At 44.1% G+C, this 23,822-nt stretch carries 21 protein-coding genes; 13 read left to right on the plus strand and 8 right to left on the minus strand.

Translation table 11 applies throughout. The annotated features are described in order from the left end of the window. Nucleotides 1-45 precede the first annotated feature (45 nt). The 7 genes from pabC to FKN08_RS02585 all read left to right on the plus strand — a co-directional run bounded on the left by pabC (nucleotide 46) and on the right by FKN08_RS02585 (nucleotide 6,738). The gene (gene pabC, locus FKN08_RS02555; protein WP_085343543.1) at nucleotides 46-861 is read left to right on the plus strand and encodes an aminodeoxychorismate lyase; all 816 of its coding nucleotides are present in this window, start codon (nucleotides 46-48) and stop codon (nucleotides 859-861) included. Continuing rightward, on the plus strand, nucleotides 858-1,874 hold the full coding sequence (mltG, locus tag FKN08_RS02560) for an endolytic transglycosylase MltG (protein WP_170891255.1): 1,017 nt from the start codon (nucleotides 858-860) through the stop codon (nucleotides 1,872-1,874). Before pabC ends, mltG begins: the two co-directional genes overlap by 4 nt. After that, nucleotides 1,871-2,503 carry a dTMP kinase gene (gene tmk, locus FKN08_RS02565; protein ID WP_031780597.1) on the plus strand — a complete coding sequence of 211 codons (633 nt, stop codon included), beginning with the start codon at nucleotides 1,871-1,873 and terminating at the stop codon, nucleotides 2,501-2,503. The genes mltG and tmk overlap by 4 nt, the downstream gene beginning before the upstream one ends. A 27-nt stretch (nucleotides 2,504-2,530) precedes the next feature. After that, nucleotides 2,531-3,493 carry a DNA polymerase III subunit delta' gene (locus FKN08_RS02570; RefSeq protein ID WP_104969633.1) on the plus strand — a complete coding sequence of 321 codons (963 nt, stop codon included), beginning with the start codon at nucleotides 2,531-2,533 and terminating at the stop codon, nucleotides 3,491-3,493. Continuing rightward, the gene (locus tag FKN08_RS02575) at nucleotides 3,484-4,251 is read left to right on the plus strand and encodes a YchF/TatD family DNA exonuclease (RefSeq protein ID WP_170891257.1); all 768 of its coding nucleotides are present in this window, start codon (nucleotides 3,484-3,486) and stop codon (nucleotides 4,249-4,251) included. The genes FKN08_RS02570 and FKN08_RS02575 overlap by 10 nt, the downstream gene beginning before the upstream one ends. 444 nt (nucleotides 4,252-4,695) lie before the next feature. Further along, nucleotides 4,696-6,126 (plus strand): PTS glucose transporter subunit IIBC, encoded by a 1,431-nt coding sequence (gene ptsG, locus FKN08_RS02580; RefSeq protein WP_006743155.1) that lies wholly within the window; start codon nucleotides 4,696-4,698, stop codon nucleotides 6,124-6,126. A gap of 210 nt (nucleotides 6,127-6,336) precedes the next feature. Beyond that, on the plus strand, nucleotides 6,337-6,738 hold the full coding sequence (locus FKN08_RS02585) for a hypothetical protein (protein WP_005396996.1): 402 nt from the start codon (nucleotides 6,337-6,339) through the stop codon (nucleotides 6,736-6,738). Nucleotides 6,739-6,802: 64 nt separating this feature from the next. On the opposite strand, the gene FKN08_RS02590 is transcribed toward FKN08_RS02585, so the two are convergent. From FKN08_RS02590 to FKN08_RS02600, 3 genes are all read right to left on the minus strand, one after another. Then, nucleotides 6,803-6,898, minus strand: a complete 96-nt coding sequence (locus tag FKN08_RS02590) for a MetS family NSS transporter small subunit (RefSeq protein ID WP_005372963.1) — start codon at nucleotides 6,896-6,898, stop codon at nucleotides 6,803-6,805. Beyond that, nucleotides 6,895-8,361, minus strand: a complete 1,467-nt coding sequence (locus tag FKN08_RS02595) for a sodium-dependent transporter (RefSeq protein WP_005398219.1) — start codon at nucleotides 8,359-8,361, stop codon at nucleotides 6,895-6,897. Before FKN08_RS02595 ends, FKN08_RS02590 begins: the two co-directional genes overlap by 4 nt. A 570-nt stretch (nucleotides 8,362-8,931) precedes the next feature. Further along, nucleotides 8,932-9,522: an outer membrane beta-barrel protein gene (locus tag FKN08_RS02600; RefSeq protein WP_047010036.1), complete on the minus strand. Its 591-nt coding sequence runs from the start codon at nucleotides 9,520-9,522 to the stop codon at nucleotides 8,932-8,934. Between the two features lie 127 nt (nucleotides 9,523-9,649). Here FKN08_RS02600 and FKN08_RS02605 point away from each other — a divergent pair, with 127 nt between their 5' ends. After that, a complete protein-coding gene (locus FKN08_RS02605; RefSeq protein WP_005372970.1) occupies nucleotides 9,650-9,742 on the plus strand; it encodes a YnhF family membrane protein in 93 nt (30 codons plus the stop codon). Between the two features lie 44 nt (nucleotides 9,743-9,786). Continuing rightward, the gene (locus tag FKN08_RS02610) at nucleotides 9,787-10,938 is read left to right on the plus strand and encodes a patatin-like phospholipase family protein (RefSeq protein WP_170891259.1); all 1,152 of its coding nucleotides are present in this window, start codon (nucleotides 9,787-9,789) and stop codon (nucleotides 10,936-10,938) included. Nucleotides 10,939-11,059: 121 nt separating this feature from the next. Here FKN08_RS02610 and pyk read toward each other — a convergent pair whose 3' ends face one another. Beyond that, nucleotides 11,060-12,502, minus strand: a complete 1,443-nt coding sequence (gene pyk / locus FKN08_RS02615; RefSeq protein WP_005398214.1) for a pyruvate kinase — start codon at nucleotides 12,500-12,502, stop codon at nucleotides 11,060-11,062. A gap of 412 nt (nucleotides 12,503-12,914) precedes the next feature. On the opposite strand from pyk, the gene FKN08_RS02620 reads away from it, so the two are divergent. Together FKN08_RS02620 and FKN08_RS02625 are read left to right on the plus strand one after the other, a co-directional pair. Continuing rightward, on the plus strand, nucleotides 12,915-14,132 hold the full coding sequence (locus FKN08_RS02620) for an ROK family protein (RefSeq protein WP_005398213.1): 1,218 nt from the start codon (nucleotides 12,915-12,917) through the stop codon (nucleotides 14,130-14,132). Between the two features lie 370 nt (nucleotides 14,133-14,502). Next, a complete protein-coding gene (locus tag FKN08_RS02625) occupies nucleotides 14,503-15,456 on the plus strand; it encodes a chemotaxis protein CheV (RefSeq protein WP_170891262.1) in 954 nt (317 codons plus the stop codon). A 74-nt stretch (nucleotides 15,457-15,530) separates the two neighbouring features. Here the strand turns inward: FKN08_RS02625 and FKN08_RS02630 are convergent, their stop codons facing one another. The 4 genes from FKN08_RS02630 to FKN08_RS02645 all read right to left on the minus strand — a co-directional run bounded on the left by FKN08_RS02630 (nucleotide 15,531) and on the right by FKN08_RS02645 (nucleotide 21,609). Next, the gene (locus FKN08_RS02630) at nucleotides 15,531-18,605 is read right to left on the minus strand and encodes an error-prone DNA polymerase (protein ID WP_170891264.1); all 3,075 of its coding nucleotides are present in this window, start codon (nucleotides 18,603-18,605) and stop codon (nucleotides 15,531-15,533) included. Between the two features lie 27 nt (nucleotides 18,606-18,632). Further along, nucleotides 18,633-20,036: a DNA polymerase Y family protein gene (locus FKN08_RS02635; protein WP_170891266.1), complete on the minus strand. Its 1,404-nt coding sequence runs from the start codon at nucleotides 20,034-20,036 to the stop codon at nucleotides 18,633-18,635. 4 nt (nucleotides 20,037-20,040) lie between these two features. Next, complete coding sequence (imuA, locus tag FKN08_RS02640; protein ID WP_170891268.1) at nucleotides 20,041-20,733, minus strand: translesion DNA synthesis-associated protein ImuA; 693 nt, start codon at nucleotides 20,731-20,733, stop codon at nucleotides 20,041-20,043. A gap of 129 nt (nucleotides 20,734-20,862) precedes the next feature. Next, nucleotides 20,863-21,609 (minus strand): YciK family oxidoreductase, encoded by a 747-nt coding sequence (locus FKN08_RS02645; RefSeq protein WP_046874431.1) that lies wholly within the window; start codon nucleotides 21,607-21,609, stop codon nucleotides 20,863-20,865. A 254-nt stretch (nucleotides 21,610-21,863) separates the two neighbouring features. Here FKN08_RS02645 and sohB point away from each other — a divergent pair, with 254 nt between their 5' ends. After that, nucleotides 21,864-22,925, plus strand: coding sequence for a protease SohB (gene sohB, locus FKN08_RS02650; protein WP_170891270.1), 1,062 nt, complete (start codon nucleotides 21,864-21,866; stop codon nucleotides 22,923-22,925). Nucleotides 22,926-23,133: 208 nt separating this feature from the next. Continuing rightward, complete coding sequence (cmk, locus tag FKN08_RS02655) at nucleotides 23,134-23,814, plus strand: (d)CMP kinase (protein ID WP_005397113.1); 681 nt, start codon at nucleotides 23,134-23,136, stop codon at nucleotides 23,812-23,814. Nucleotides 23,815-23,822 lie beyond the last annotated feature (8 nt).

Raw genomic sequence — 23,822 nt, forward strand, 5'->3', positions numbered from 1 at the left:
AGCCGTTTTGTTTTATTTGTTGTCTGCTAATTTGAAGGTACGCGAATGTTTTGGGTAAATGGAGTTCCACAAACGCATGTAGAACTGGGTGATCGCTCATTCCAATACGGTGATGGAGGTTTTACCACCATCCTGACCCAAAACGGAGAGTTGGTTTACTGGCAAGAACACATTGAGCGTATGAAGTCCTGCCTTGACGCATTGAAGATCTCTTCCCCTGACTGGCAAGTTGTGCATGATTGGGCAAGCAAAGCGGCTTTATCTGACGCACAAGCTGGGGTGAAAATTCACGTTAGCCGTGGTATTGGTGGGCGAGGGTATAGTCCTAATGGGATTGAAGGCCCTATCGTGACGATCTCCAATTTTGCGTTTCCTTCTCATTACTCTTCTTGGCAAGAAAAAGGCGTGGATTTGGGCGTTTGTGAGACTCGTCTCGGGATTCAACCTTTACTTGCTGGACACAAGCACAACAACCGTTTAGAGCAGATTCTCGCCAAGGCTGAAATCGACGATACCGAGTTTGCAGATGCAATAACGTTAAATGTGCAAAACCATGTCATTGAAACTACAATGGCCAACCTTTTTTGGGTTAAAGGTAATAAAGTATTTACACCGGAGCTGACCTTATCTGGCGTTGCGGGCGTAATGCGTCGTAAGGTGCTTGAGTTACTAAAAGTAAGTCATATTGAAGTCATCGAGGGGCGTTTTATACTTCCAGATTTGCTGAGCGCAGACGAGGCTTTCATGTGTAACTCAATATTAGGTGTCGCACCAATTCGCAGCATAGTGGCATCTAACTCTAAGACTATATTTCCGATAGGAAAATTGACTCAACGACTGCAAGGGAATTTAACTACGTGATTAAAAAACTGTTGGCTTTTGTTGTGCTGATCGCAGTGATAGGCGCAGCAGCTGTTTTTTATATAATTTCACAGGCTAAACAATACGTTGAAAAGCCTATTCTATTGGAACAACCTCAGCTGTTTACTGTAGAAAGTGGTACAAGCTTTCATCATGTCATGCGCGCCTTAGTTGAAGATGAGGTAATTGAAACGTCGGAGTACATCCGTTTAATACCTCACTTATATCCAGAACTGTTGCAAGTGCGAGCGGGTACTTATCAACTAGAGCCTGGTATGTCGCTTTCGCAAGCATTGGAGCACCTGAATACCGGAAAAGAATACCAGTTTGCGATCACTTTTGTTGAAGGCAGCCGCTTTTCTGAGTGGGTAGAGCAATTGAAAAGTGCTCCTTATTTAGAGCATGACTTAACCGATCTATCAGAAAAAGACATGGCAGCAAAGTTGGGTATAGAGCGAGAAAAGCTTGAAGGACTGTTTTTAGCAGAAACCTACCATTACACGGCGGGTGCAAGTGAAAGCCAGTTATTAAAACGAGCGCATCGAAAACTCAATAAGATTCTGGATGCTAACTGGGAAGCTCGTCAAGAAAAGCTGCCATTGCAAGACAAATATGAAGCCTTGATTCTGGCGTCTATCATCGAGAAAGAGACGGCTATTGACTCTGAGCGTGAGCGCGTCGCTTCTGTGTTTATCAACCGATTGAACAAACGCATGCGTTTACAAACGGATCCGACGGTTATTTATGGTATGGGTGATGCTTACGACGGAAATATTCGTAAGAAAGATTTGCGCACGCCGACACCATATAACACCTATACCATCAATGGCTTACCTCCAACCCCAATCGCGATGGCAGGTGAAGCCTCTATTGAAGCGGCTTTGAATCCAGAAAGCAGTAACTATTTATATTTCGTAGCAAGTGGAAAGGGCGGACACGTATTTTCGAAATCCCTTGCAGAGCACAATCGTGCTGTTCGAGCCTATTTAAGAGAACTAAGAAAGAACAAATGATGAAAGCAAACTTTATTGTCGTTGAAGGCCTAGAAGGCGCGGGTAAAAGCACTGCGATTAAAACCGTTTTAGATACGCTAAAAGCGGCAGGTATTGAAAATATCGTAAATACTCGTGAGCCAGGAGGCACGCCGCTAGCAGAAAAGATGCGCGCTCTGGTGAAAGAAGAGCATGAAGGCGAAGAACTTAAAGACATGACGGAGTTGCTTCTTCTATATGCTGCACGTGTCCAGTTGGTTGAGAACGTGATCAAACCAGCTTTGGCGAACGGTCAGTGGGTGGTGGGTGACCGCCACGATATGTCGTCGCAGGCTTATCAAGGTGGTGGCCGTCAGATTGACGCGTCGCTAATGAAAAACCTTCGAGACACAACGCTTGGTGATTTTAAACCTGCTTTCACTCTCTATATGGATATCGACCCTCGCGTTGGGCTTGAGCGTGCGCGTGGGCGTGGTGAGCTCGATCGTATCGAGAAGATGGATATCAGCTTCTTTGAACGTACACGAGAGCGTTATTTGGAGATTGCTCATGCTGATCCTTCTATCATTATCATTAACGCTGAGCAGGCGATCGAAGACGTGTCGCGTGATATTCGGGACGCTCTTAACGAGTGGTTAGCTCGTCAATAATAAGTGAAACTTAAATTTAGGTGACTCATGTTAAATGATTATCCATGGTTGCAACCAGTATGGGATAACCTCAAAGTAGGGCTAGAGTCGGACAGAATACCAGGTGCGCTTTTATTGCAAAGCGAGCAAGGCTTAGGCATCGAAAAACTTATCGAGTTTTTTAGCCAAGCACTTCTTTGCCAAAATTACGCCAGTGAAGCGTGCGGTTTTTGTCATAGCTGTCAATTAAATCAATCACACAACCACCCAGATTTACACTGGATCAAACCAGAAAAAGAAGGAAAAGCGATAACGGTGGACCAAGTTCGAGCTTGCAACCGTCTTGCTCAGGAATCATCACAGCTTAATGGTTATCGCCTATTTGTTATAGAGCCAGCAGACTCTATGAATGAATCGGCATCGAATGCATTGTTAAAAACGCTAGAAGAGCCTGGGGCAAAGTGCTTGTTTTTGCTCGTTACCCACAATCAGGAGCGCCTGCTTCCAACGATTCGTAGCCGTTGCCAACACTGGGTTGTTGCGCCGCCGTCAACGGAACAAGCGATGCAATGGATGCGCGAACAAGGGGCGCAGCAAGTTCCTGCTTACGCCTTAAAACTGAATATGGGCTCTCCTATAAAAACATTGGATGCGTTAAATAATGGCGATCTCGATGCTTACTTGGCTTTTGAGCGCACTTTTATTAAGGCGATGTCTTCTCCTGCCTCAGACATTTCTGAGTGTGCTTCTTTAATGGCTAAACACTCGGAGCAATCACTAGACTGGGCGTGGTATTTACTGACAGACGCTCAGAAAGCGCAGTTTGGTGTATCAGAAGCACAAATGCTTCCTGGCGCTATAAAGTTTCAGCCGAACAACTACAACGGTTTGTACTCATCAGCGAAGGCGCTGATGGACCTCAAAGCTCAGGTGCAAGCCTTTCCTGGTCTAAACCTTGAGCTACTATCAATGAACTGGTTAATTGAATCACGAGAGGCATTATGTTCGTAGATTCTCATTGTCATTTAGACAAATTGAATTACGACGATCTCCACATCAATGTGGAAGACGTTATTAACAAAGCTAAACAAGCAAAGGTAACCGAGCTGCTTTCTGTGGGAGTTACGCTGGATTCTTTCCCTAAAATGATGGAAATGATTGAGCCTTATGAGAATGTTTATGCTTCGTGCGGTGTACACCCACTTGATGTTGAAAGCGACTTTTCGATGGACGTGCTACGTCACCACGCATCGAATGAAAAAGTCGTTGCCATTGGTGAAACAGGCTTGGATTATCATTATAAGCCAGAAACGGCAGCGTTACAGAAAGAGCGTTTTGAGCAACACGTTGATCTTGCGGTGGAGCTTAACAAACCTTTAATTATCCATACCAGAAACGCACGTGCGGATACTCTAGATATTTTGCGTAAGGGTGGGGCGGAGAAATGTGGTGGTGTTATCCACTGTTTTACAGAAGATCTTCCATTTGCTGAAGCTGCACTTGAGCTGGGGTTTTATATTTCTATCTCGGGGATTATCACTTTCCGTCAAGCTACAGAGTTGAAAGAAGTGGTGAAGACTCTACCTCTAGAGAAGCTTCTCATTGAGACAGATTCTCCTTACTTGGCTCCAGTCCCTCACCGAGGTAAAGAGAATCAACCTGCTTATGTTGTCGAGGTGGCTTCTTATATTGCGCAACTCAAATCGTGCTCTCTTTCTGAAGTGGCACAAAAAACCACCGAAAATTTCCGAAATCTTTTTTTGCGATGAAAAATCAATAAGAGCATAAAAAAGGAGCGCATGCTCCTTTTTTGTTGATAAAAACAACAGATATACTCATGAGTTTAATGTTTACTAAAAATGTTGATTTAATAACATTCAAAAATCACAAATGTAATTTTGTTACTAAAAATAACATTGTAGCGTATTTTATTTACGCCTTAAAATTAATTATATAAATAATAAACTCTTTATAAAACAGTAATATAACTGCAATGCAAACCTTTTCATCAGCTGTTTTTGGGTGTGATCCAAGACTTGTTTTGAAACTAAATTTCGTAACTGTGTGGAAAGTTTGAGGGTCATCAATATATATTTAGAGCCGGAAAATATAATGCAGTTGTGGTTACATTTTCATTGGGTGCTAACCTTTAGGCTACGGGGGTGTGCCGTTAGTGCCCAAATAATACTTATAAATTTATCAGGAGCATAAACATGTTTAAGAACCTTTTTGCTAACCTGCAAAAAGTTGGTAAGGCGCTGATGCTTCCAGTATCAGTTTTACCAGTTGCAGGTATTTTATTAGGTGTGGGTGCTGCCCATCTAAGCTTTATTCCAGAGATCGTTTCTAATCTTATGGAACAAGCTGGTGGCTCAGTATTCGGCCAAATGGCACTTCTATTTGCAGTAGGTGTAGCTCTAGGCTTCACTAATAACGACGGTGTTGCTGGTCTTGCAGCAATCGTTGGTTACGGCATCATGACGGCAACGCTAGGTGTAATGGCGGGTGTTATGGGTGTTGAGAAAATCGATACAGGTGTACTAGGTGGTATCCTTGTCGGTGGTGTGGCTGCTTGGGCATTCAACCGTTTCTTCAAAATTCAACTTCCAGAGTATCTTGGCTTCTTCGCTGGTAAGCGTGCAGTGCCTATCATCACTGGTTTTGCAGCGATCATCCTTGGTGTTATCCTTTCTGTAATTTGGCCACCAATTGGCGGTGCAATCTCTGCATTCTCTGATTGGGCTGCGCACCAAAACCCACAACTAGCATTCGGTATCTACGGTGTTGTAGAGCGTTCTCTAATCCCATTCGGCCTACACCACGTATGGAACGTACCGTTCTTCTTCGAAGCTGGTTCTTGTGTTAACGCTGCTGGTGAAGCTCAAAACGGCGTACTAACTTGTTACCTAGTTGCTGATGAAGCATCTCGTGCTGCTGGTAATGGCTTCGGTCAGCTAGCGGGTGGTTACATGTTCAAGATGTTTGGTCTACCAGCTGCAGCAATCGCAATTGCTCACTGTGCTAAACCAGAAAACCGCGCAAAAGTAATGGGTATCATGGCGTCAGCTGCACTGACTTCATTCCTAACTGGTATTACTGAGCCTATCGAATTCTCATTCCTATTCGTTGCTCCACTACTATACGGTATCCACGCTCTACTAGCTGGTTCTGCATACATTGTTTCTAACACTCTAGGCTTTGTACACGGTACTTCTTTCTCTCACGGTCTGATCGACTTCCTAGTTCTATCTGGTAACGCTCAGAAGATGGGTCTAATGATTGCTGTTGGTCTAGTATACGCAGTGATTTACTACGTAGTGTTCCGTGGCGTAATTACAGCACTTGACCTAAAAACTCCTGGTCGTGAAGATGAAACAGAAAGTGCGGCAGCAACTTCTGGCTCTGACATGGGTGGTGAACTGGTTGCAGCGTTCGGTGGTAAAGCTAACATTACTGGTCTAGACGCATGTATCACTCGCCTACGTGTCGCGGTTGCAGATACAGCAGCTGTTGACCAAGACAAACTGAAACAACTTGGCGCTGCTGGTGTTGTAGTTGTTGCAGGTGGTGTACAGGCTATCTTCGGTACTAAGTCTGACAACCTAAAAACTGAAATGGATGAGTGGATCCGTAACCACGGCTAATCACCGTCATTCATAACAATGAATAAAAGGAGGCTTCGGCCTCCTTTTTTAGTTCCTCTCCCATTGCTAAAAGTGCTTTCTGAGTGTGATCCTAAACTCATCTTTACTTTTGCCAGTCTTTTCATACATCGCGCTTACTCATCGTTGACATATTGAAACACCACTATGTTTGAATAACGCATGATGTTTTTTTAATAATTGATAACGTGTATGAAGAGCAAATTAATTTTATTAGCAGGACTAGTTTCTAGTACCGCAATGGCGGCAAATGAGCCAACAAACTTGTCTGTTGGTATGGCTGTCGATCAACAGTTGAGTGTTGTTGTTGAGTTAGATAATAAGTATCGCGGCATTATCGGTAACGATGGTATGGCGTTTGATTACATCGCTAAACGTGGAACATTCGATCAAAACATGCCTGTGACTTGGTATGTTGGCGTTGGTGGTTGGTATGAATGGGATGATGAGTTTGGCGTGCGTGTACCTCTCGGTGTGAACTGGGATTTATCACGCGGCTGGGATCTTTATGGTCAAATACACCCAGAGCTAGATCTTTACAAAGGTGCTGACTTACAACTTGGTGGTGCCGTTGGCATCAAATACAGTTTCTAGAATAAAAGAAACATAAAAAACGCCGGTAAATACCGGCGTTTTTTATGTTTGGAATGCAATACTGCTATTGCTTATCCATGGCTCGCTTGATACAAACGGCAGCGCCGCCCCAAGTGATACCTAAACCAATAACCATCATAATAATTGCGCTGATTGTCATTTCGCTGTCTCCTTGCGATTCACTGCGTTAATCACTAGACCAAAGATAAATAGTGCGGCGATAAGTGCCCAGCCTACAGTTAGATCATAACCACCGTAGCCTTCAGTAAATAAAGCATAAAGCTTAGTCGCTAAGATAATGGCGAGCATAATCGGTGTTACGAAGCGTAAACAGATCTCAAACCATTGACCAATAGAGAAATCAGAGCGCTCATTTACGTAATTACGTACTTCAGGCACGCGTTTCAATAGCCACGCCATCAATACAATCTCAACCAAGCCGCCTACCATAATGCCAACGTTGTTTGCAAAGTGGTCTACTAGGTCTAGCAGCAATAGACCGCCATTTGTCGCGAACGCCATAGAAACCACAAAACCAGTTCCGATTACAACGTTTGCAGCTTTTTTTCGGCTCCACTTTAGCTTATCGATGATGGCGGATGTTACGGCTTCCATGATAGAAATGTGCGAACTTAGACCAGCAACCACCAGTGCAAAGAAGAACAGAGGACCAAGAATATATGGTGCGGGTAATAAGTTAATTGCCGCAGGTAAAGTAACAAAAGCAAGGCCAACGCCTGCAGATACCACTTCTGTTAGCGGTTTACCTTGTTCTTGAGCCATGTAACCCAAGACAGAGAAGATCATAATACCAGCTAGGATGGAGAAGCCACAGTTGATCAACACGGTCATAAACGCGTTATTCGTGATGTCTGACTTTTCTGGCAGATAACTAGAGTAAGCCAGCATGATCGCGAAGCCGATGCTTAGGGTAAAGAAGATCTGACCGTACGCAGCTGCCCATACTTTCACATCCCAAATTTTGCTGAAATCGGGTTCAAACATGTAGTTAACGCCATCCAAAGCTCCTGGCAAGAAAACCATACGTCCGATTAAAAAAATCACCATCAAAAATAGTATTGGCATCATGATTTTAGATGCGCGCTCAATCCCTGATTTCACGCCTTTGGCAATGGCGGTGTAAGTAATAGCCCAAGCAATCACCATAGATAAGGCAATTTTCCATTGAATACTGCCTAAGTCTGTTGGTGAGTTATCACCTAACTTTAGGTACTCACTAAAGAAAAATGCGTTTGTATCGGTTCCCCAACCTTGAGTGAACGACAACCCAAAGTAAGAAATTGACCAACCGATAACTGCAACATAGTAAACGGCGATAACTGCTGCAACACCAACTTGGAACCAGCCAAGCCATTCAAATTTAGAATGAATTTTCGCTAGCGTTTTTGGTGCTGAGCCTCGGTACTTTTGTCCCATACTGAACTCAAGGATCATAAATGGAATACCGGCCGTGATCATGGCGAAAATGTAAGGAATAAAAAATGCGCCGCCACCGTTTTCATAGGCCATGTATGGAAAACGCCAAATGTTTCCCAAACCGATAGCAGACCCGACTGCTGCTAAGATGAATCCCGCTCGGGATCCCCATTGTTCTCGCTTCATATTTGACTCCTATACGACTCCCTGAGGAATGAAGCTCTCTCCGTAACACAGTAATATTTGCGCAAACCGTTGGAAGAAAGGACCGCTGTTATCCATCAGCTTTTCTATCCTTAATTCTAGCTTATTATAATTTTATAGAGCTATATTCTGGTTACTGTGAGAGAAAGTAGATTATTAATCTTAAAGTTTTGATGTGTGTTTGATAAAACTGAAATATTTATCTGTTTTCACTAATCAGACTAACTTCTAATAATACTTAGCGCAATAGAATCTAAATGTTAACTCAGGTGCGTTGTCTGGTTTTAATCTTGTTAAATTTGAGTTTGATTATGGTTTTGTGTGGGGGATTGGTTGGTTGTATGGAACAAATGACTAGAATCCAATAATCGACTTGGTGTTTAAAACTATTTTGATGAACTAGGGCGTACGGCTATCTTTTGCGCACCCCGCTAGAGAATGCTTCGTTACTTTTCTAAGCGATGATGTTTAGATGATATTTTCTATCTGCTTTGTGTAGGACTCGCCCAGCACTCTTTGTGGCGAGTCCTACGAAGTGAAGTGTACAAAAAATTAGAAACGGAAACTAAAACCAATATTTGATTGGAATTGGTTCATCCAATCGGTATCGAACTTAATGATGCAGTTTGAGCCGTCATTAGGTAGGGTGCAGGCTCCAGAGGTATCGTTATCAACGACCGTTCCCAACCATCTCAATTGGGCTGTCAACGCAAAGTTCTTTGAAAACTCATATTCCAGCCCTGCAAAAGCGCTAGCCGAAAATCCGTATTTTTTGTCTACCCAATCAACATCGGTGTAAGAGGCTCCCAAGCCAACACCAATATAGGTTTGCCAGTTTTCTGCAACAGGGTAGTACATGCTGCTTTGAAATTGCAGGTAATGGATGTCTGCCGAATTTGATAACTTTTCAAGTTCTGTTGATTGGTTGGAGTAAAATAATCCAATTCTTCCTTTCTCAAAAGGCGTCTCGATTGAAAGTGCGTAGTTCACTGCGGGATCGAGGTCGTATGTATTGCCACCTTCGTCTTCTACTTGACCGCCACCTGTATAGCCTATGAATGGAGTAACGATAATATTGGCTTGTGCACTTACCGCGGTGCTGAGCAGTATGCTTCCTACCAGCCAGCTGAGTTTTTGGTTCATGTCCTATCTCCTTATTATGACTAAGCTAATTGTGATGGGTTAGTCAAAATTGCGCGACTAAATTAAGCAAATCTTGAACATATTTCACACTGGTGTTATTAATTTGTTACATATCAAGGAGGTGTTTATGGAACACGATCTAAAATCCGCGTTAATCATCGTGGTGACTGTTTTTGCAGTACTTTTGTCGTTTGGCATCATTGCGATTACAACGGCTTAAGATAACTACTTTTACTAAGTGTTTTAACAAAATGGCGTGAGCCTATGATACGTAACAGCGGTATAATCACAGAAAGCCACACTGCGCTTGATGTCAAAGTTTATGAGCATTTCAGGCATGGAAAAACTGCTTTAGTCACGCAAGGTGGCGGGCAGAGAGGGATTTTTACCGCTGGCGTATTAGACGCATTTTTACTTTCCAACTTTGATCCTTTCGATGAATTCTACGGTACCTCTGCTGGGGCACTCAATTTATGTTCTTACTTATGTCGTCAACACGGTATGGGCAAAGCTTTTATTACCGAGCTGACAACGTCTCCCGAATTTTTTAATCTGTTTCGTTATATTCGAAAGCAGCAGTACTTGGGTTTAGAGTGGGCGTTAGAGCGGATTCAAGATTTCCCTTACAAGCTCGATCTTGATTTAGGCCGCAGTGCACTAGGAGGACGAGGTGCGTTTGCAGCGGTAACAAATGTAGAGACGCTATCGGATCAATATTTACCAATCTTGGGTGACACGTGGTTTAACACCATGTTAGCAACATGCGCGATTCCTAAGTTGTACCACGGACCTGTCGACGTTAATGGCAATAAGTTTGTTGATGGTGGTGTGTCGGCTTCTATCCCTGTTCAAGAAGCGTGGCGTCAGAATGCTCGCAACATTATTGTCATCCGAACAGAACCGTTCTCGGAGATTGAAGCGAGAGCGCAAAGTGAAGTAGGGGATGTGCCTGTCGAGTGGTATCGAGAGTCTATTAATTCGGTGCAGCAATCATGGCAGCAAAAAGTGAATCGATGGAAGTTGGATTGGGCTTCGTTCTTCCAACAAAAAATTAATGCCGCCCATCAATCGAAGCTTGCCGGAAAAATGCTATTGAATGGAGGCCGTTGGTTGTTCGGTGCTGATAATTTGTATCGTTTAAGCCATTTAATCGGTGAGAATTTTGACTCAGGTTTAGCCGACATGCTGATGATTCACTATCAAACATTTGAGCTCACTCAGGCCTTTATATCTGCTCCACCTGACGATACTTTCATTTTACAAATCGCGCCTAAAGAGGGGCTTCGTTCTTCTTCTTTGTTAAGTGACCAAGAATCACTAGAGCATGATTATCAACTCGGACTTCAGGCGGGGTTTAATCTGGTTCAACTCTATGACCAACTGAATATTGAAATTGATGGCAGAGAGAGTGCATAACCTTTTGTATTAACGACATAAGCTAAATACAAAGTGAAGTGTAAATAAATGAGGCTCCGTTTTCGGAGCCTCATTCGTGTGCGTACCTAATCTCTGTGGTTAATAGGGTTAGGTATAAAGGTTATGCTTGCAGAATTCGCATGCAGTTGGTTGAACCAACGACATCCATTACATCGCCTTGAGTGATCATGACTAAATCACCCTTGTGCAAGAACCCTTGTTCTTTAAGGCTGGCAATCGCAGCTTGAGCTGTCGGTAAACCTGCATCACTTTTTGACTCGAAATATACCGGTGTCACGCCTCGGTATAGTGCAGCTCGATTGAGCGTTGATTCATTACGTGATAAGGCAAATATTGGTAAGCCAGAGCTTAAGCGAGACATCATCAACGCAGTCCTGCCAGATTCTGTTAACGAGATCATCGCTTTAATTCCTTCCATGTGATTCGCAGAGTACATGGTTGCCATTGCGATGGTTTCTTCAGCGGTTTCGAAGGTGCGATCTAAGCGATAAGTGGATAGGCTTGCCTCAGACATTTTTTCTGCGCCCACACATACCTCGGCCATGGATTTGACCGTTTCTACAGGGTATTTACCTGCTGCGGTCTCTCCAGATAGCATCACGGCGTCAGTGCCGTCTAGAACCGCATTGGCCACGTCCATCACTTCAGCACGCGTCGGCATCGGGCTAGTAATCATGGACTCCATCATTTGTGTCGCAGTAATCACGATGCGGTTTAAGCTGCGTGCGCGGCGAATCAGCTTTTTCTGGACGCCAATAAGTTCAGGATCGCCGATTTCTACCCCCAGATCGCCACGCGCTACCATCACCACATCGGATGCGAGAATAATATCGTCAATAGACTCATTGGTCGCGACGGTTTCTGCTCGTTCGACTTTGGCCACCAGCATGGCTTCGAGGCCCGCATCTCTGGCTAGGCGTCGAGCATAATGCATGTCTTCGCCGTTACGTGGGAACGAAATAGCAAGGTAGTCCACTTGAATTTCTGCGGCGGTAAGAATGTCGGCTTTATCTTTCTCTGTGAGCGCATCGGCTGACAATCCGCCGCCTTTTTTGTTGATCCCTTTATTATTAGATAGTGGACCACCAACAATCACACGGGTATGAACTTTATTGCCTTCGACGCTGGTGACTTGCAGTTGAACGCGTCCATCATCGAGTAACAGAATGTCGTTTGGTGACACATCTTGCGGCAGTTCTTTATAATCTAGCCCTACGGACTCTTGGTTGCCTTCACCTTTTGGTAAATCACTGTCTAATGTGAATTTATCGCCCACATTTAACATGACTTGGCCGTCTTTAAAGGTCGATACGCGGATTTTAGGGCCTTGCAAGTCGCCGAGGATAGCAACTTGACGCCCAAGCTTTGCCGCAATAGTACGGACTTTTTTGGCGCGTTGAATGTGGTCTTCACTGGTTCCATGTGAGAAATTCATACGGACAACGTTTGCACCGGCTTTGATGATCTCCTCAAGTACATTGTCCTTATCCGTTGAAGGACCAAGCGTGGTGACAATTTTTGTTCGTCTTAGTTTGGAAGTCATAGATTCTCCGATGAATGTATGTGTAAAGGTAACTTGAACTCTATCCTTACTTTCCTCAATCGCTCTCAAGGTCCGCCTCGTTGCTGAGCCCACACCTTAAAGCTGCTTGAGTATAAGTATATGCACAGAATGTTTACATTAAGAGTAATCCCGGTAAAACAGACAGATATTCCATAGGCTTCAGCCTCTATTGGAGAGAATGCGCTGTTGTAACAGGAGTTGCTTCATAATTTAGTGAATAAAAATAAGTTATTTTTCAAACAATTTAACAGGAGTAGATTCTTCGTTATTTGATTGAATACACAAACAAACAGGTTTATACGTGATGCTTGTCACGGGGATTTATTAATTCACTTCACAATTAGTTCGCAAAGTAAAAAAATTGTCTCGTTATAGAATTTCGGAGTGCAAGATGTACATGGCTCAACCGGGCCATATTGATCATATCAAACAGGTCAATGCTGGTCGTGTATATAAACTAATTGACCTAAAAGGTCCTATTTCTCGAATTGATTTGTCCAAGCAGAGTGAGCTTGCTCCTGCCAGTATCACCAAAATCACTCGAGAATTAATTGAAGCGCACTTGATTCATGAAACCACAGTACAAGAAGCGACGAGTCGTGGTCGACCTGCCGTCGGTTTGCAGGTCAACAACGAAGGGTGGCAATTTCTGTCAATGCGTTTGGGGCGAGGTTATTTAACTATTGCTCTGCATGAGCTAGGTGGCGATGTGTTGATCGATACTAAAATCGAGATACACGAACGTGACCAAGACGATGTGCTTGAGCGTCTGCTCTACGAAATTGATGAATTCTTCCAAACTTACGCGGATCAACTTGACCGTGTTACCAGTATTGCAATTACGCTGCCTGGCCTTGTGAATTCAGAGCAAGGTGTCGTGCTGCAAATGCCTCATTACAATGTCGAAAATCTTGCTCTTGGACCAGAGATATATAAAGCAACGGGCTTGCCAGTTTTCATTGCCAATGACACGCGAGCTTGGGCATTAGCAGAAAAGCTTTTCGGCCACTCTCAAGACAATGACAACTCTGTTCTTATCTCTATTCACCATGGTTTAGGTGCCGGCATCATTCTGGATGGGCGCGTTTTGCAAGGCCGTCACGGCAACATTGGTGAGCTTGGGCATATTCAAATCGATCCAAATGGAAAACGTTGTCATTGTGGCAACATTGGTTGTTTGGAAACCGTTGCCAGTTCTCAAGCAATTCGTGAAGAAGTCGTAAGACGAATTGCTGATGGCGAAGACTCTATTCTTGCTGAGCAAGAAGAAATGAGTATTGAGAGCATTTGTGAAGCGGCAGCGAATGGTGATCCGTTGGCAGTTGATGTGATTGAAAAGCTTGGACGCTATTTAGGCTCTGCAATAGCTATTGTGATCAACTTATTTAACCCTGAGAAGATCTTGATCGGTGGTGTGATTAACCAAGCAAAAGATGTACTTTATCCTGCGGTGCGTCGCTGTATCGAAGAGCAGAGTTTACCGGTTTATCACCAAGATCTTGAGCTGGTGGAATCTCGTTTCTATAAGCAAGCAACAATGCCTGGTGCCGCGTTGATCAAGCAAGCGTTGTACGATGGTCAGTTATTGATGAAGGTTGTGGAAGGCTAATTGCTTCAAACATGATGAAGTGCTTAGGTGTCGAGCCTATACATTTTTAGATGATTTAGGGTGAGGCTTAACAGCTCACCCTTTTTGATCGCCTATTACTAGAAGGTGAATTTGAGTTGTGCTGCATTGCTATATCTGCGCCATTCATGTAATTTCCTAAAAAGCTCAAGTAAATAAACCCAAATGGCTTTCAATGTGTAGAGTGACTTTGTGTCTGATACAAATAGAAGGGAAGTAATGCGCTGAAACCGTTGTACTTTCAAGCCATGCTCGAAAAACAAATATCTTAAGGTTATTTGGGTTTAGAACATTGATGTGTCTGTATTGATTTCGAGTAAAAATAAGAATTATCCATAATTTAGGTAGTAGTATGTCCGGAGTGTTAAATACGGTTGACCAGCGTACAAACTTGGTTGGTGAAAACCGACTAGAGCTTCTGCTGTTCACTTTAAATAGTCGCCAATTGTTTGCGATTAATGTGTTCAAAGTGAAAGAGGTCATCAAGCTGCCACCGTTAACCAAGCTTCCTGGCTCACACTACAACATTCGTGGGGTCGCTTCTCTACGAGGTGAAGCAGTGCCAGTGATTGATTTGCGTGGCGCGATAGGTTTCCCAGCTTTGCGTGGTGAAGCGGAAGAAGAAAATTTGATCGTGACAGAGTACAACCGCACGGTGCAGGGCTTCTTAGTCGGTCCGGTCAAGAATATTATTAATACGGCATGGACTGAAATTCAGCCGCCTCCTTCCACGTCTGGTCGCTCGAATTACCTCACAGCTATCACGCAAATCAAAGAGGGGGATGCCTCTCAAATTGTCGAAATTATTGACGTTGAAAAAGTTTTAGCAGAGATCGTGCATTACGATGTAACGATTTCAGCGGACATTCTTGATCAAGAACTTGCCCAAGCAATGGTCGGGCGTAATGTTCTGATTGTGGATGATTCCTCTACAGCTCGTAATCAAGTTCGCGATACGCTTTCTCAATTGGGTATGAATATCATCGAGTGTCGTGACGGGCTAGAAGCGCTAACGGTTTTAAAACGCTGGTGTGATGAAGGGAAAGACGTAGAAAAAGAGCTGTTGATGATGATTACGGATGCTGAAATGCCTGAAATGGATGGTTATAAACTGACTCATGAAGTGCGCCAAGATCCACGTATGTCTAAGTTGTTTATTACGTTGAACACCTCTCTGAGCGGCAGCTTTAATGAAGCCATGGTACAAAAAGTAGGCTGTGATCGTTTTATCTCTAAATTCCAACCAGATCTGTTGGTTGAAGTTGCTCAAGAACGATTACGCCAGATGCTTTCTAAAAGTGCATGATTAGATATAGTGAAATCAGAGGGGGAGCCGCTCTCCCTCTGGTTTTTAACGCCTCGCTTATTAATATCTCTGTACTAATGAAAGTCGCGAGATTTACTTTGTAGATTATTCAAATAGTGCGTGCAATCAATCAACTTGCCAGCAATAACGTGCGTGACTTCTCCCTCTCTTTCAAGAATGCCTTTCACCATTAATACTTTAGCGCCTAAATACGCTTGCTTTTGGGCTCGTGCTGTCGCTTGCCAAACGACCACATTAATGTTGCCTGTGTCATCTTCTAACGTAAAAAATGTCACGCCAGCGGCGGTGCCTGGAGATTGTCTTCCCGTTACCACGCCTACCACTGTGACCAATGACCTATGCGGTTTCTCTGCCAGTTGCCTCATGCGGGTAAAATGAGGGAGTTTGCCCGTTTCTTCTAATAATTTAATCGGGTGGCGGCTAAGAGATAGTCCCGTGCTCGCGTAATCCTCAATTAAATTTTCATATTCTGAGGGCTGAGTTTGGTAGCTAACACTGGGTTCTTCGACCTTGTGAAACAATGGTAGGTCAGATAAGGAATCCATTGCTGCCCAGCGTGCGTTATAACGATTCCCCGATAGGATCTGAAATGCATTGGCTGAAGCCAATAATTCAATGTCACTTCGGCTTCTTAATATCTGCTTTACTTCTTGAATCGAGCGGTAACCATTAAGTGGTTTGCGCTCAATAAGCCTTTGCGCACTTTCTGCGTTAAAGCCTTTCACCAAGCGAAAACCAAGTTGCACGCCTAGCCTGCCATTCGGGCGTGAGACGAGATGATGCTGATATTTTGAATGATTGACGCACACCGGCAATACTTCGACTCCATGTCGGCGGGCATCTTGTACTAATTGCGATGGGCTATAAAATCCCATTGGTTGGCTGTTCAACAGTGCAGTGTAAAATTCTGCTGGGTAATAATATTTTAACCATGCAGAACAATATGCCAGCACTGCGAAAGACGCTGAATGGCTTTCAGGGAAGCCATACTCACCAAAGCCGCAAATCTGATCGAAAATGCGCTCAGCAAACGCTAAGTCATAACCTCTCTCTTGCATACCATTGATCAGTTTTGGCCTGAATTTAGCGAGATCGCCATTCTTTTTCCATGATGCCATTGCTCGACGGAGTTGATCGGCCTCGCCGCCGCTAAACCCAGCTGCTACCATGGCTAGCTTGATGACTTGCTCTTGGAAAATTGGGACGCCCATAGTCCGCTCAAGAACGCTTTTTACTTCTTCCGATGGATAACTGACAGGCTCTTTGTGAGCACGCCGTTTTAAAAAAGGATGCACCATATCACCCTGAATAGGGCCTGGACGAACAATCGCAATTTGAATCACTAAATCGTAATAACAAGCGGGCTTTAAGCGAGGGAGCATGCTCATTTGTGCACGAGATTCAATTTGGAATACGCCTATCGTGTCGGCTTTTTGGATCATGCGGTACACGTGTGGATCATCTTGTCGGCGAGTGATCTCAGAAATAGAGAGGGATCGCTGGTGGTGTTTCTCGACCAGTTGAAAGCACTTTCTGATGGCGTTTAACATGCCGAGTGCGAGCACATCGACTTTTAATAGCTTCAAGCTTTCTAAATCGTCTTTGTCCCATTGAATGATAGTGCGATCTTCCATCGAGGCATTTTCAACAGGTACCAACTCATATAAAGGGCCAGATGAAATTACAAAACCACCCACGTGCTGAGATAAGTGGCGTGGGAAGCCAATTATCTCGTTGACCAATTGGATAAACTGCTGCCCTTTGAGAGATTCTGGTTGTAAGCCAAGTTCAATAATTTGAGCTTGCCAGCCTTGGCTGCGATCTCGGCGATTAACGTTCTTAATGAAAAAATCTAATTGGGTCTCTTCAATCCCTAGCGCTTTACCGACTTCACGCACGGCACTTTTAAAGCGATAGCTGATCACTGTTGCAGAAAGTGCTGCACGCTCACGGCCATATTTTTTGTAAATATATTGGATAACCTCTTCACGGCGCTCGTGTTCAAAGTCCACATCAATATCCGGCGGTTCCTTACGTTCTTTACTGATAAATCGTTCGAATAAGACTGCGATTTGTCGAGGGTCGACGGCGGTAATTTCCAGGCAATAGCACACCACAGAGTTTGCGGCGGAACCTCGACCTTGGTAAAGAATGCCTTGTTGTTTCGCGAACATTACGATGTCATGGATGGTAAGGAAGTAGTAGTGGTATTTCAGCTCTTGAATAAGCGCAAGTTCATTCTCGATGGTTTGATTGACTTCTGCTGGCACGCCTTCAGGAAAACGCAGCTTTTTACCACGCTCGACTAACATACGTAAGTAAGAGTCGGGTGTATAACCATCTGGGATCAGCTCGGTAGGATATTCGTATTTTAAATCGGAGAGCTTAAACTCGCATAAATCGGCGATGTAGGTACTTTCTTCCAGCCATTCTGGTTTGTAAATCCGAACCAATTTTTTAAAAGGACGAAGCGCTCGTTCTGTATTCGAAATACGATCAAAACCGAGTTTATCGACGCTACACCGATGCTTTATAGCGGTAAGTACATGCTGTAATGGCAAGCGTTCAACATCATGCATGAGAACGCCTCCGCAGGCAGTTATAGGTAATTGAAATTCATGTGCTAACTGCTCGCAGTGCGCAATGTACTCAGTATCGTTGTTACTCAAATGGCGCTGAATCGCTACCCACAAACGATTAGCGTGGTGTTGATTGAGCCAGCGTCCCCAATAGTGGTCACTCTCTTGATGTGTGGGCAGCCACAATACCAAGCAATGTCGAATCGACATCAAATCCCATTCGAACAGTTGATAGTTGCCTTTTTCACTTCGTCTTCTTGCGTTTGTGATGATACGACACAACTCGGCATAAGCCTTGCGACAAGGGCAAAGCAGTACGATTTGGCATTCATCATTTAACCAAAACATACTTCCAACGATTTGTTTGATATCGAGTTTATGTTGTTCGATGGTCGCATGGGCTTTGACAACGCCCGCGACCGAACATTCATCAGTTATGGCTAGAGCTTGATAGCGATAGAAAGCAGCTTGGAGTACTAGCTCTTCTGCATGAGAAGCCCCAGTCAAAAAAGAGAAGTTAGACTGACAAAATAGTTCCGCGTAACTCATAATGATCCAACAAAAATAACTGTCGATTTAACAAAAATAGCCATGAAGAAACCAGTGCTTGTGCTGATCGCGAAATATCCATAACCAGCGGCCTTGCTTGGTGTGTGCAATGTAGTAATCACGCATGATCTCATCACCATCCCACCATCCAGAAACGATTCGCTCAGGTCCGTGGACCAAAGAGACTTGCTCTTGCAATGCAATGGGAGTGGGCAATTGCATTGCGGGGCGTAGTATGGATGGTATGGCGTGATCCTTTTCATCTGGAGCATCCGCCGGGCGATATTGACTGGCCTTTTCTGGTCTAGGATCACAAGCGATGTTGGGTTTTAACACAGCACTTTTCCCCAATTTAGCTTGCAGTAAAGAGAGCAGCTCTAAAGCATTCATGTTCCCTTTTTGCCCAGCAAAGAGATCGCGTGATGCACTAAGAGGCTCACCTTGACGGACGACTTTTAACGTTAGCCCTGTGACTGGGCCATTGAGCGAGAGTGACTCTAAGCTTAAACTCGCTAACTGCTGCCAACGCTGACATAGGTAATCACCTTGCGCAGAAGTGAGTTGAAGGTGTTGCTCTTGTTTCTCACGCTGGTGGAGTGTTAAACACAGTTCAAAAGCGACCTTATCTCTTAATTTAAGAAAGGTTTCGAGTTGACGAAGTAATTTGGCCAGCGGCTTTTCAATCCACTGGACGTTTTCGAGCTCAAATAACAGCTCTAAATAAACTTGGAAGGATTCGGTCGGGTGATAAAAGTCGACAGGATGCTTGAACTGCCCAGTCAGTCGACCAACGTAGTTCACCAAATCGATATCAAAGCGTCGTGCGATGTCTTGCAACGGCAGTTCAAGTAACCCTTTTAAGGAAGTAACGCCTACGCGGTGCAGTTTTTCAACCATAGAGCTCGATAAATCGGTTAGAGGCAGCGGTAATGGGAATAACATTTGTTCGATAAGATATTTATCGTCACTAAGCATGTTCGCTCCTGCCAATGCCATTAACTTGGCCGACAGAGGTGAAAAGCCACAACCAAATTGAAAGCTTAACTGCAGTTTAGTTAAGTGATTACTGACTTTATTCCAGTAATTGTCTAACCCTCCATATAGGGTGAGCATCGGTGTGGCACGCAGCAAAATACCTTGGTTTGGCATCAACACAACGTCAGATGTGATCAAATACAACCACTGAGCTACCTCTTGTAATTTATTTAATTCGGTTTGCGGATGATAAGGATGCACTTGTAAATCTCGACACAAGGACGCAGCACTGCCTAAGCCCATACCAGGCTTAATACCTTGTTGTTCGGCAATCTCGTTGTATTGAATGATCTGACAACGTTGGCTTTCGACAATCACCACGGGTTGATCTTGGTTATCACCAAAGAGTGCGTCTAGCTGTAGGCGAGGGAAGTGCAAGTAAATCCACAAAGCCATATCACTAACCTTGGTTCGCCAGTGGGAAATTGACCACAGTCGAGTGCAGAGTTTCAGATGATGGTTTCACCAGTTGCGGGTAATGGTGTTGGAAGCCGATACTAACGCTACCTCTATTCCAGCCTCCTTTCCTTTTCAGCACTTCAACATTAATCCCTTGCTCGTCGCCTTTTAGTTTTAAACTGAGTGACACAGGTAAAGACAAGCGGTTTGTCATATTAGGCTTGAGCATAAATAGAGGACAAGTGCCTTGCTCACTCGCTACCTGTAAGCGTTTCACTTGATGTATTTCAAGCTCTTCTTGCCATAATAAAACATTACTGCATACCCCACTTTTCAGACATTGCTCTGCAGCCCAAAGAGCATCTTTGGGGTGAGTTGGAGTGACGACCCACACTTGGTTTATATCCAAACCGATGTAGTGTAAGAACAGAGAATTCACTAACGCGGGAGGTTGAATAAATGCAGTCACACCATTGGTCTGGGTGGCTTTTAAATAAGGAGCGAGCAAACGCAATTCACCAATACTACCAATAGATTCCATCTCCACTACGCCATGAGGTGGAAAGCCTCCGCCGAGCAAATCATCTAATTCAGAAAACCCGGAACTAGTCCGCAACTGCTGAGGATCTGTTTTCGTTAAATTTGCTTGCCAAACAAGGTGCTGGCTTTTTAAGTGCTGAATAATATCGTGCATAATAAATACCTGTATATATATACAGTATATTTCTGTGGCAGAAAGTCGCAAGATTTTTATGAAGAGAGAAATGAAAAAAGGCAGCGTTTGCTGCCTTTTCAATCGATTATGTGAGGTAACCTGAATTCGTTATTTACGCTTCGGTTGAGCGTCGATGCACTGACCATTCACATCGGTAACCGCTGGATCCATTAAGTGCAAATATAGCGGCATGATATCCAATGGCGTTTTGAGAGTATTCGCATCTTCACCCGGATATGCTTTTTCACGCATGCGAGTACGAGTGGCACCAGGGTTAATTGCATTAACGCGGATCGGTGTATCACTCAGCTCGTCAGCCAAAACTTGCATCATGCCTTCTACGGCAAATTTAGAGATAGCGTATGGCCCCCAGAAAGCGCGACCAGAGTGGCCGACGGTCGAAGAGGTAAAGATAATACGCCCAGCTTCTGATTTACGCATCACAGGCAGTAGTGCTTGAGTCATTAACACTTCTGCTTTCACGTTGATCTGCATGATATCGTCGAAGTCTTCCTCTTTGATTTGATCAAATGGACACAGCGAACTCAAGACACCTGCGTTGTGTAATAGGCCATCCAAACGACCAAACTGTCCTTCGATTGTCTCTGCCATATCAATGTAATTTTGCTTAGTTGCTCCCTTGAGATCCAGAGGAATGATAGCAGCTTGTGGGTAGCCAGCTGCTTCAATCTCATCATAGATAGATTCAAGGTTTTGCACATTTCTACCCAAGAGAATAACAGTTGCACCGTGCTCGGCATAAGAAAGCGCGGCTTGACGGCCGATGCCATTACCAGCGCCAGTAACAAGAATGACTTTACCTTTTAGAGCATCAGCTGAAACGGAGTAGTTCACGGCGATAAATCCTTATTATTGTAAGAGGGTCCATGATAGTTAATTGACGCTAAAAAACGCCTGTTTCTCAATGGAAAATCTTGGTAATCGTGACAAGATGGTTACAATACACCAATTCATGTGTTATACCAATTCCAGAACTTTCGTTAGGTATGCTATCAATCAGAACAAGTGGTTACAAACCGCGCTGCCTTCTCGCTGATGTTTCTGCGTAACATACTAACGTCATCTGAAATGAGATAAAGGAGCTCTCGTTGGAATTTTTATTAGATTATGGTCTGTTTCTGGCCAAAATTATCACGGTGGTTGCTGCGATAATTGTTCTGCTCATTATTGCAAAATCGGCTGGTGGCAAATCGGGTGCGGCGAAAGGGGAGTTAGAGATTACCAACCTTTCAGAGCAACACAAACAATCTGTTGAGCAGTTAGAACATCATTTGCACGACGATGCTTTCATCAAAGCTCGAGATAAAGCGGTCAAGAAAGAAGAGAAAGAGAAAAACAAATCTCGTGAAAAAGAGATCAAACAAGCGAGCAAAGACGGTTCATTAGATAGCAAGCGTGAACCACACCTATTCGTTCTTGATTTCAACGGTAGTATAGATGCAAAAGAAGTTGCGTCTCTACGTGAAGAGATCACTGCTATTTTGGCTGTCGCACGTGAAGGTGATGAAGTATTACTTCGTTTAGAATCTGGCGGTGGTATGGTTCATAGTTACGGCCTTGCCTCTTCTCAACTGGACCGAATCAAAGCTGCGGGTCTTCCTTTGACCATCTCTGTTGACAAAGTTGCGGCAAGTGGCGGTTACATGATGGCATGTGTCGCAGATAAGATTGTTTCTGCACCGTTTGCAATTGTGGGCTCTATTGGCGTTATCGCGCAAATTCCTAACTTCAACAAACTGTTGAAGAAACATGACATTGAGTACGAACAACTAACCGCGGGTGAATATAAACGCACGCTAACGATGTTTGGTGAGAATACCGATAAAGCGCGCGATAAGTTTAAGCAAGAGCTTGAAGAAACACATGTCTTGTTTAAAGACTTCATTCGCGAGCGTCGTCCTAGTTTGGACCTAGACAAAGTAGCCACAGGTGAGCACTGGTTCGGTACACAAGCGAAAGTGCTTGGTTTGGTGGATGACATTAGTACATCTGATGATATCGTTGTTGCGGCATGCAAAGATAAAACCGTACTTTCTGTGCATTATGTGCAGAAGAAAAAGCTGGCAGACAAGCTAGCAGGTGTCGCGGGCAAAGTTGCTGACAGTGTGATCTTAAAGTTAGCTGAGCGTGGCCAAAAACCGATTGTTTAATCGAACCTAAGATCATGACATTTAAAACGGCAAGGGTGGAAGCTCTCGCCGTTTTTGTTGAACCTTATGTTTATTGATGAATCCAATTGCGCATTAGGTGTAATGCTTTACACGACATTTTTCCTCGCTCCAAAGGGCGATTACCCGTATAATGCGCGCCTCGAAAACCGAGCAAATTGCTGAAAAGAAACTATAGGTGGAGAAGAACATGTCCTCTCAAACTCCGGTTGTAACCGTAGATGGACCTAGTGGTGCAGGTAAAGGCACTTTATGTATGTTGCTGGCGAAAAAGTTGGGTTTCCAACTCTTAGATTCTGGCGCAATTTATCGTGTACTTGCACTCGCTGCGATTCACCACGGTGTCGACACAGAGTCAGAAGACGCACTTGTCCCACTGGCAACACACCTAGACGTTCAATTTATCGCAGAGGGTGACTTAGTTAAGGTCGTTCTAGAAGGCGAAGATGTGTCAGGGGAGCTTCGCAAAGAAGAAACGGGTATGGCAGCATCTAAAGTTGCGGCTCTGCCACGTGTTCGTGAAGCATTATTACGTCGTCAGCGTGCATTTGAGGCCGCTCCGGGCCTAGTGGCTGATGGTCGTGATATGGGCACAATTGTATTCCCAAGTGCACAAGCGAAAATCTTCCTTGATGCGAGCGCAGAAGAGCGTGCAAATCGACGCCTTAAACAGTTGCAAGAGAAAGGGTTAGATGTTAAATTTGCTGACCTTTTAAGCGAGATCCAAGAGCGTGACGACCGAGATCGTAACCGCCCAGTGGCGCCATTACGCCCTGCTGAGGATGCGCTTGTGCTAGATTCTACGTCGATGACTATCGACGAAGTAGTAGAAAAGGCACTACAATATATCGAATCGAAGCTAGCTGAGTAATGATACTC

It is taken from the genome of Vibrio sp. 1-2 (7-a) (assembly GCF_013048515.1).
GTDB lineage: Bacteria > Pseudomonadota > Gammaproteobacteria > Enterobacterales > Vibrionaceae > Vibrio > Vibrio diabolicus.

Bases quoted from the DNA above. Each gene is read 5' to 3' on its own strand.
- pabC (WP_085343543.1), top strand. From the start codon at position 46: ATGTTTTGGGTAAATGGAGTTCCACAAACGCATGTAGAACTGGGTGAT.
- tmk (WP_031780597.1), top strand. From the start codon at position 1,871: ATGATGAAAGCAAACTTTATTGTCGTTGAAGGCCTAGAAGGCGCGGGT.
- FKN08_RS02570 (WP_104969633.1), top strand. From the start codon at position 2,531: ATGTTAAATGATTATCCATGGTTGCAACCAGTATGGGATAACCTCAAA.
- FKN08_RS02575 (WP_170891257.1), top strand. From the start codon at position 3,484: ATGTTCGTAGATTCTCATTGTCATTTAGACAAATTGAATTACGACGAT.
- ptsG (WP_006743155.1), top strand. From the start codon at position 4,696: ATGTTTAAGAACCTTTTTGCTAACCTGCAAAAAGTTGGTAAGGCGCTG.
- FKN08_RS02585 (WP_005396996.1), top strand. From the start codon at position 6,337: ATGAAGAGCAAATTAATTTTATTAGCAGGACTAGTTTCTAGTACCGCA.
- FKN08_RS02590 (WP_005372963.1), bottom strand. From the start codon at position 6,898: ATGACAATCAGCGCAATTATTATGATGGTTATTGGTTTAGGTATCACT.
- FKN08_RS02595 (WP_005398219.1), bottom strand. From the start codon at position 8,361: ATGAAGCGAGAACAATGGGGATCCCGAGCGGGATTCATCTTAGCAGCA.
- FKN08_RS02600 (WP_047010036.1), bottom strand. From the start codon at position 9,522: ATGAACCAAAAACTCAGCTGGCTGGTAGGAAGCATACTGCTCAGCACC.
- FKN08_RS02605 (WP_005372970.1), top strand. From the start codon at position 9,650: ATGGAACACGATCTAAAATCCGCGTTAATCATCGTGGTGACTGTTTTT.
- FKN08_RS02610 (WP_170891259.1), top strand. From the start codon at position 9,787: ATGATACGTAACAGCGGTATAATCACAGAAAGCCACACTGCGCTTGAT.
- pyk (WP_005398214.1), bottom strand. From the start codon at position 12,502: ATGACTTCCAAACTAAGACGAACAAAAATTGTCACCACGCTTGGTCCT.
- FKN08_RS02620 (WP_005398213.1), top strand. From the start codon at position 12,915: ATGTACATGGCTCAACCGGGCCATATTGATCATATCAAACAGGTCAAT.
- FKN08_RS02625 (WP_170891262.1), top strand. From the start codon at position 14,503: ATGTCCGGAGTGTTAAATACGGTTGACCAGCGTACAAACTTGGTTGGT.
- FKN08_RS02630 (WP_170891264.1), bottom strand. From the start codon at position 18,605: ATGAGTTACGCGGAACTATTTTGTCAGTCTAACTTCTCTTTTTTGACT.
- FKN08_RS02635 (WP_170891266.1), bottom strand. From the start codon at position 20,036: ATGGCTTTGTGGATTTACTTGCACTTCCCTCGCCTACAGCTAGACGCA.
- imuA (WP_170891268.1), bottom strand. From the start codon at position 20,733: ATGCACGATATTATTCAGCACTTAAAAAGCCAGCACCTTGTTTGGCAA.
- cmk (WP_005397113.1), top strand. From the start codon at position 23,134: ATGTCCTCTCAAACTCCGGTTGTAACCGTAGATGGACCTAGTGGTGCA.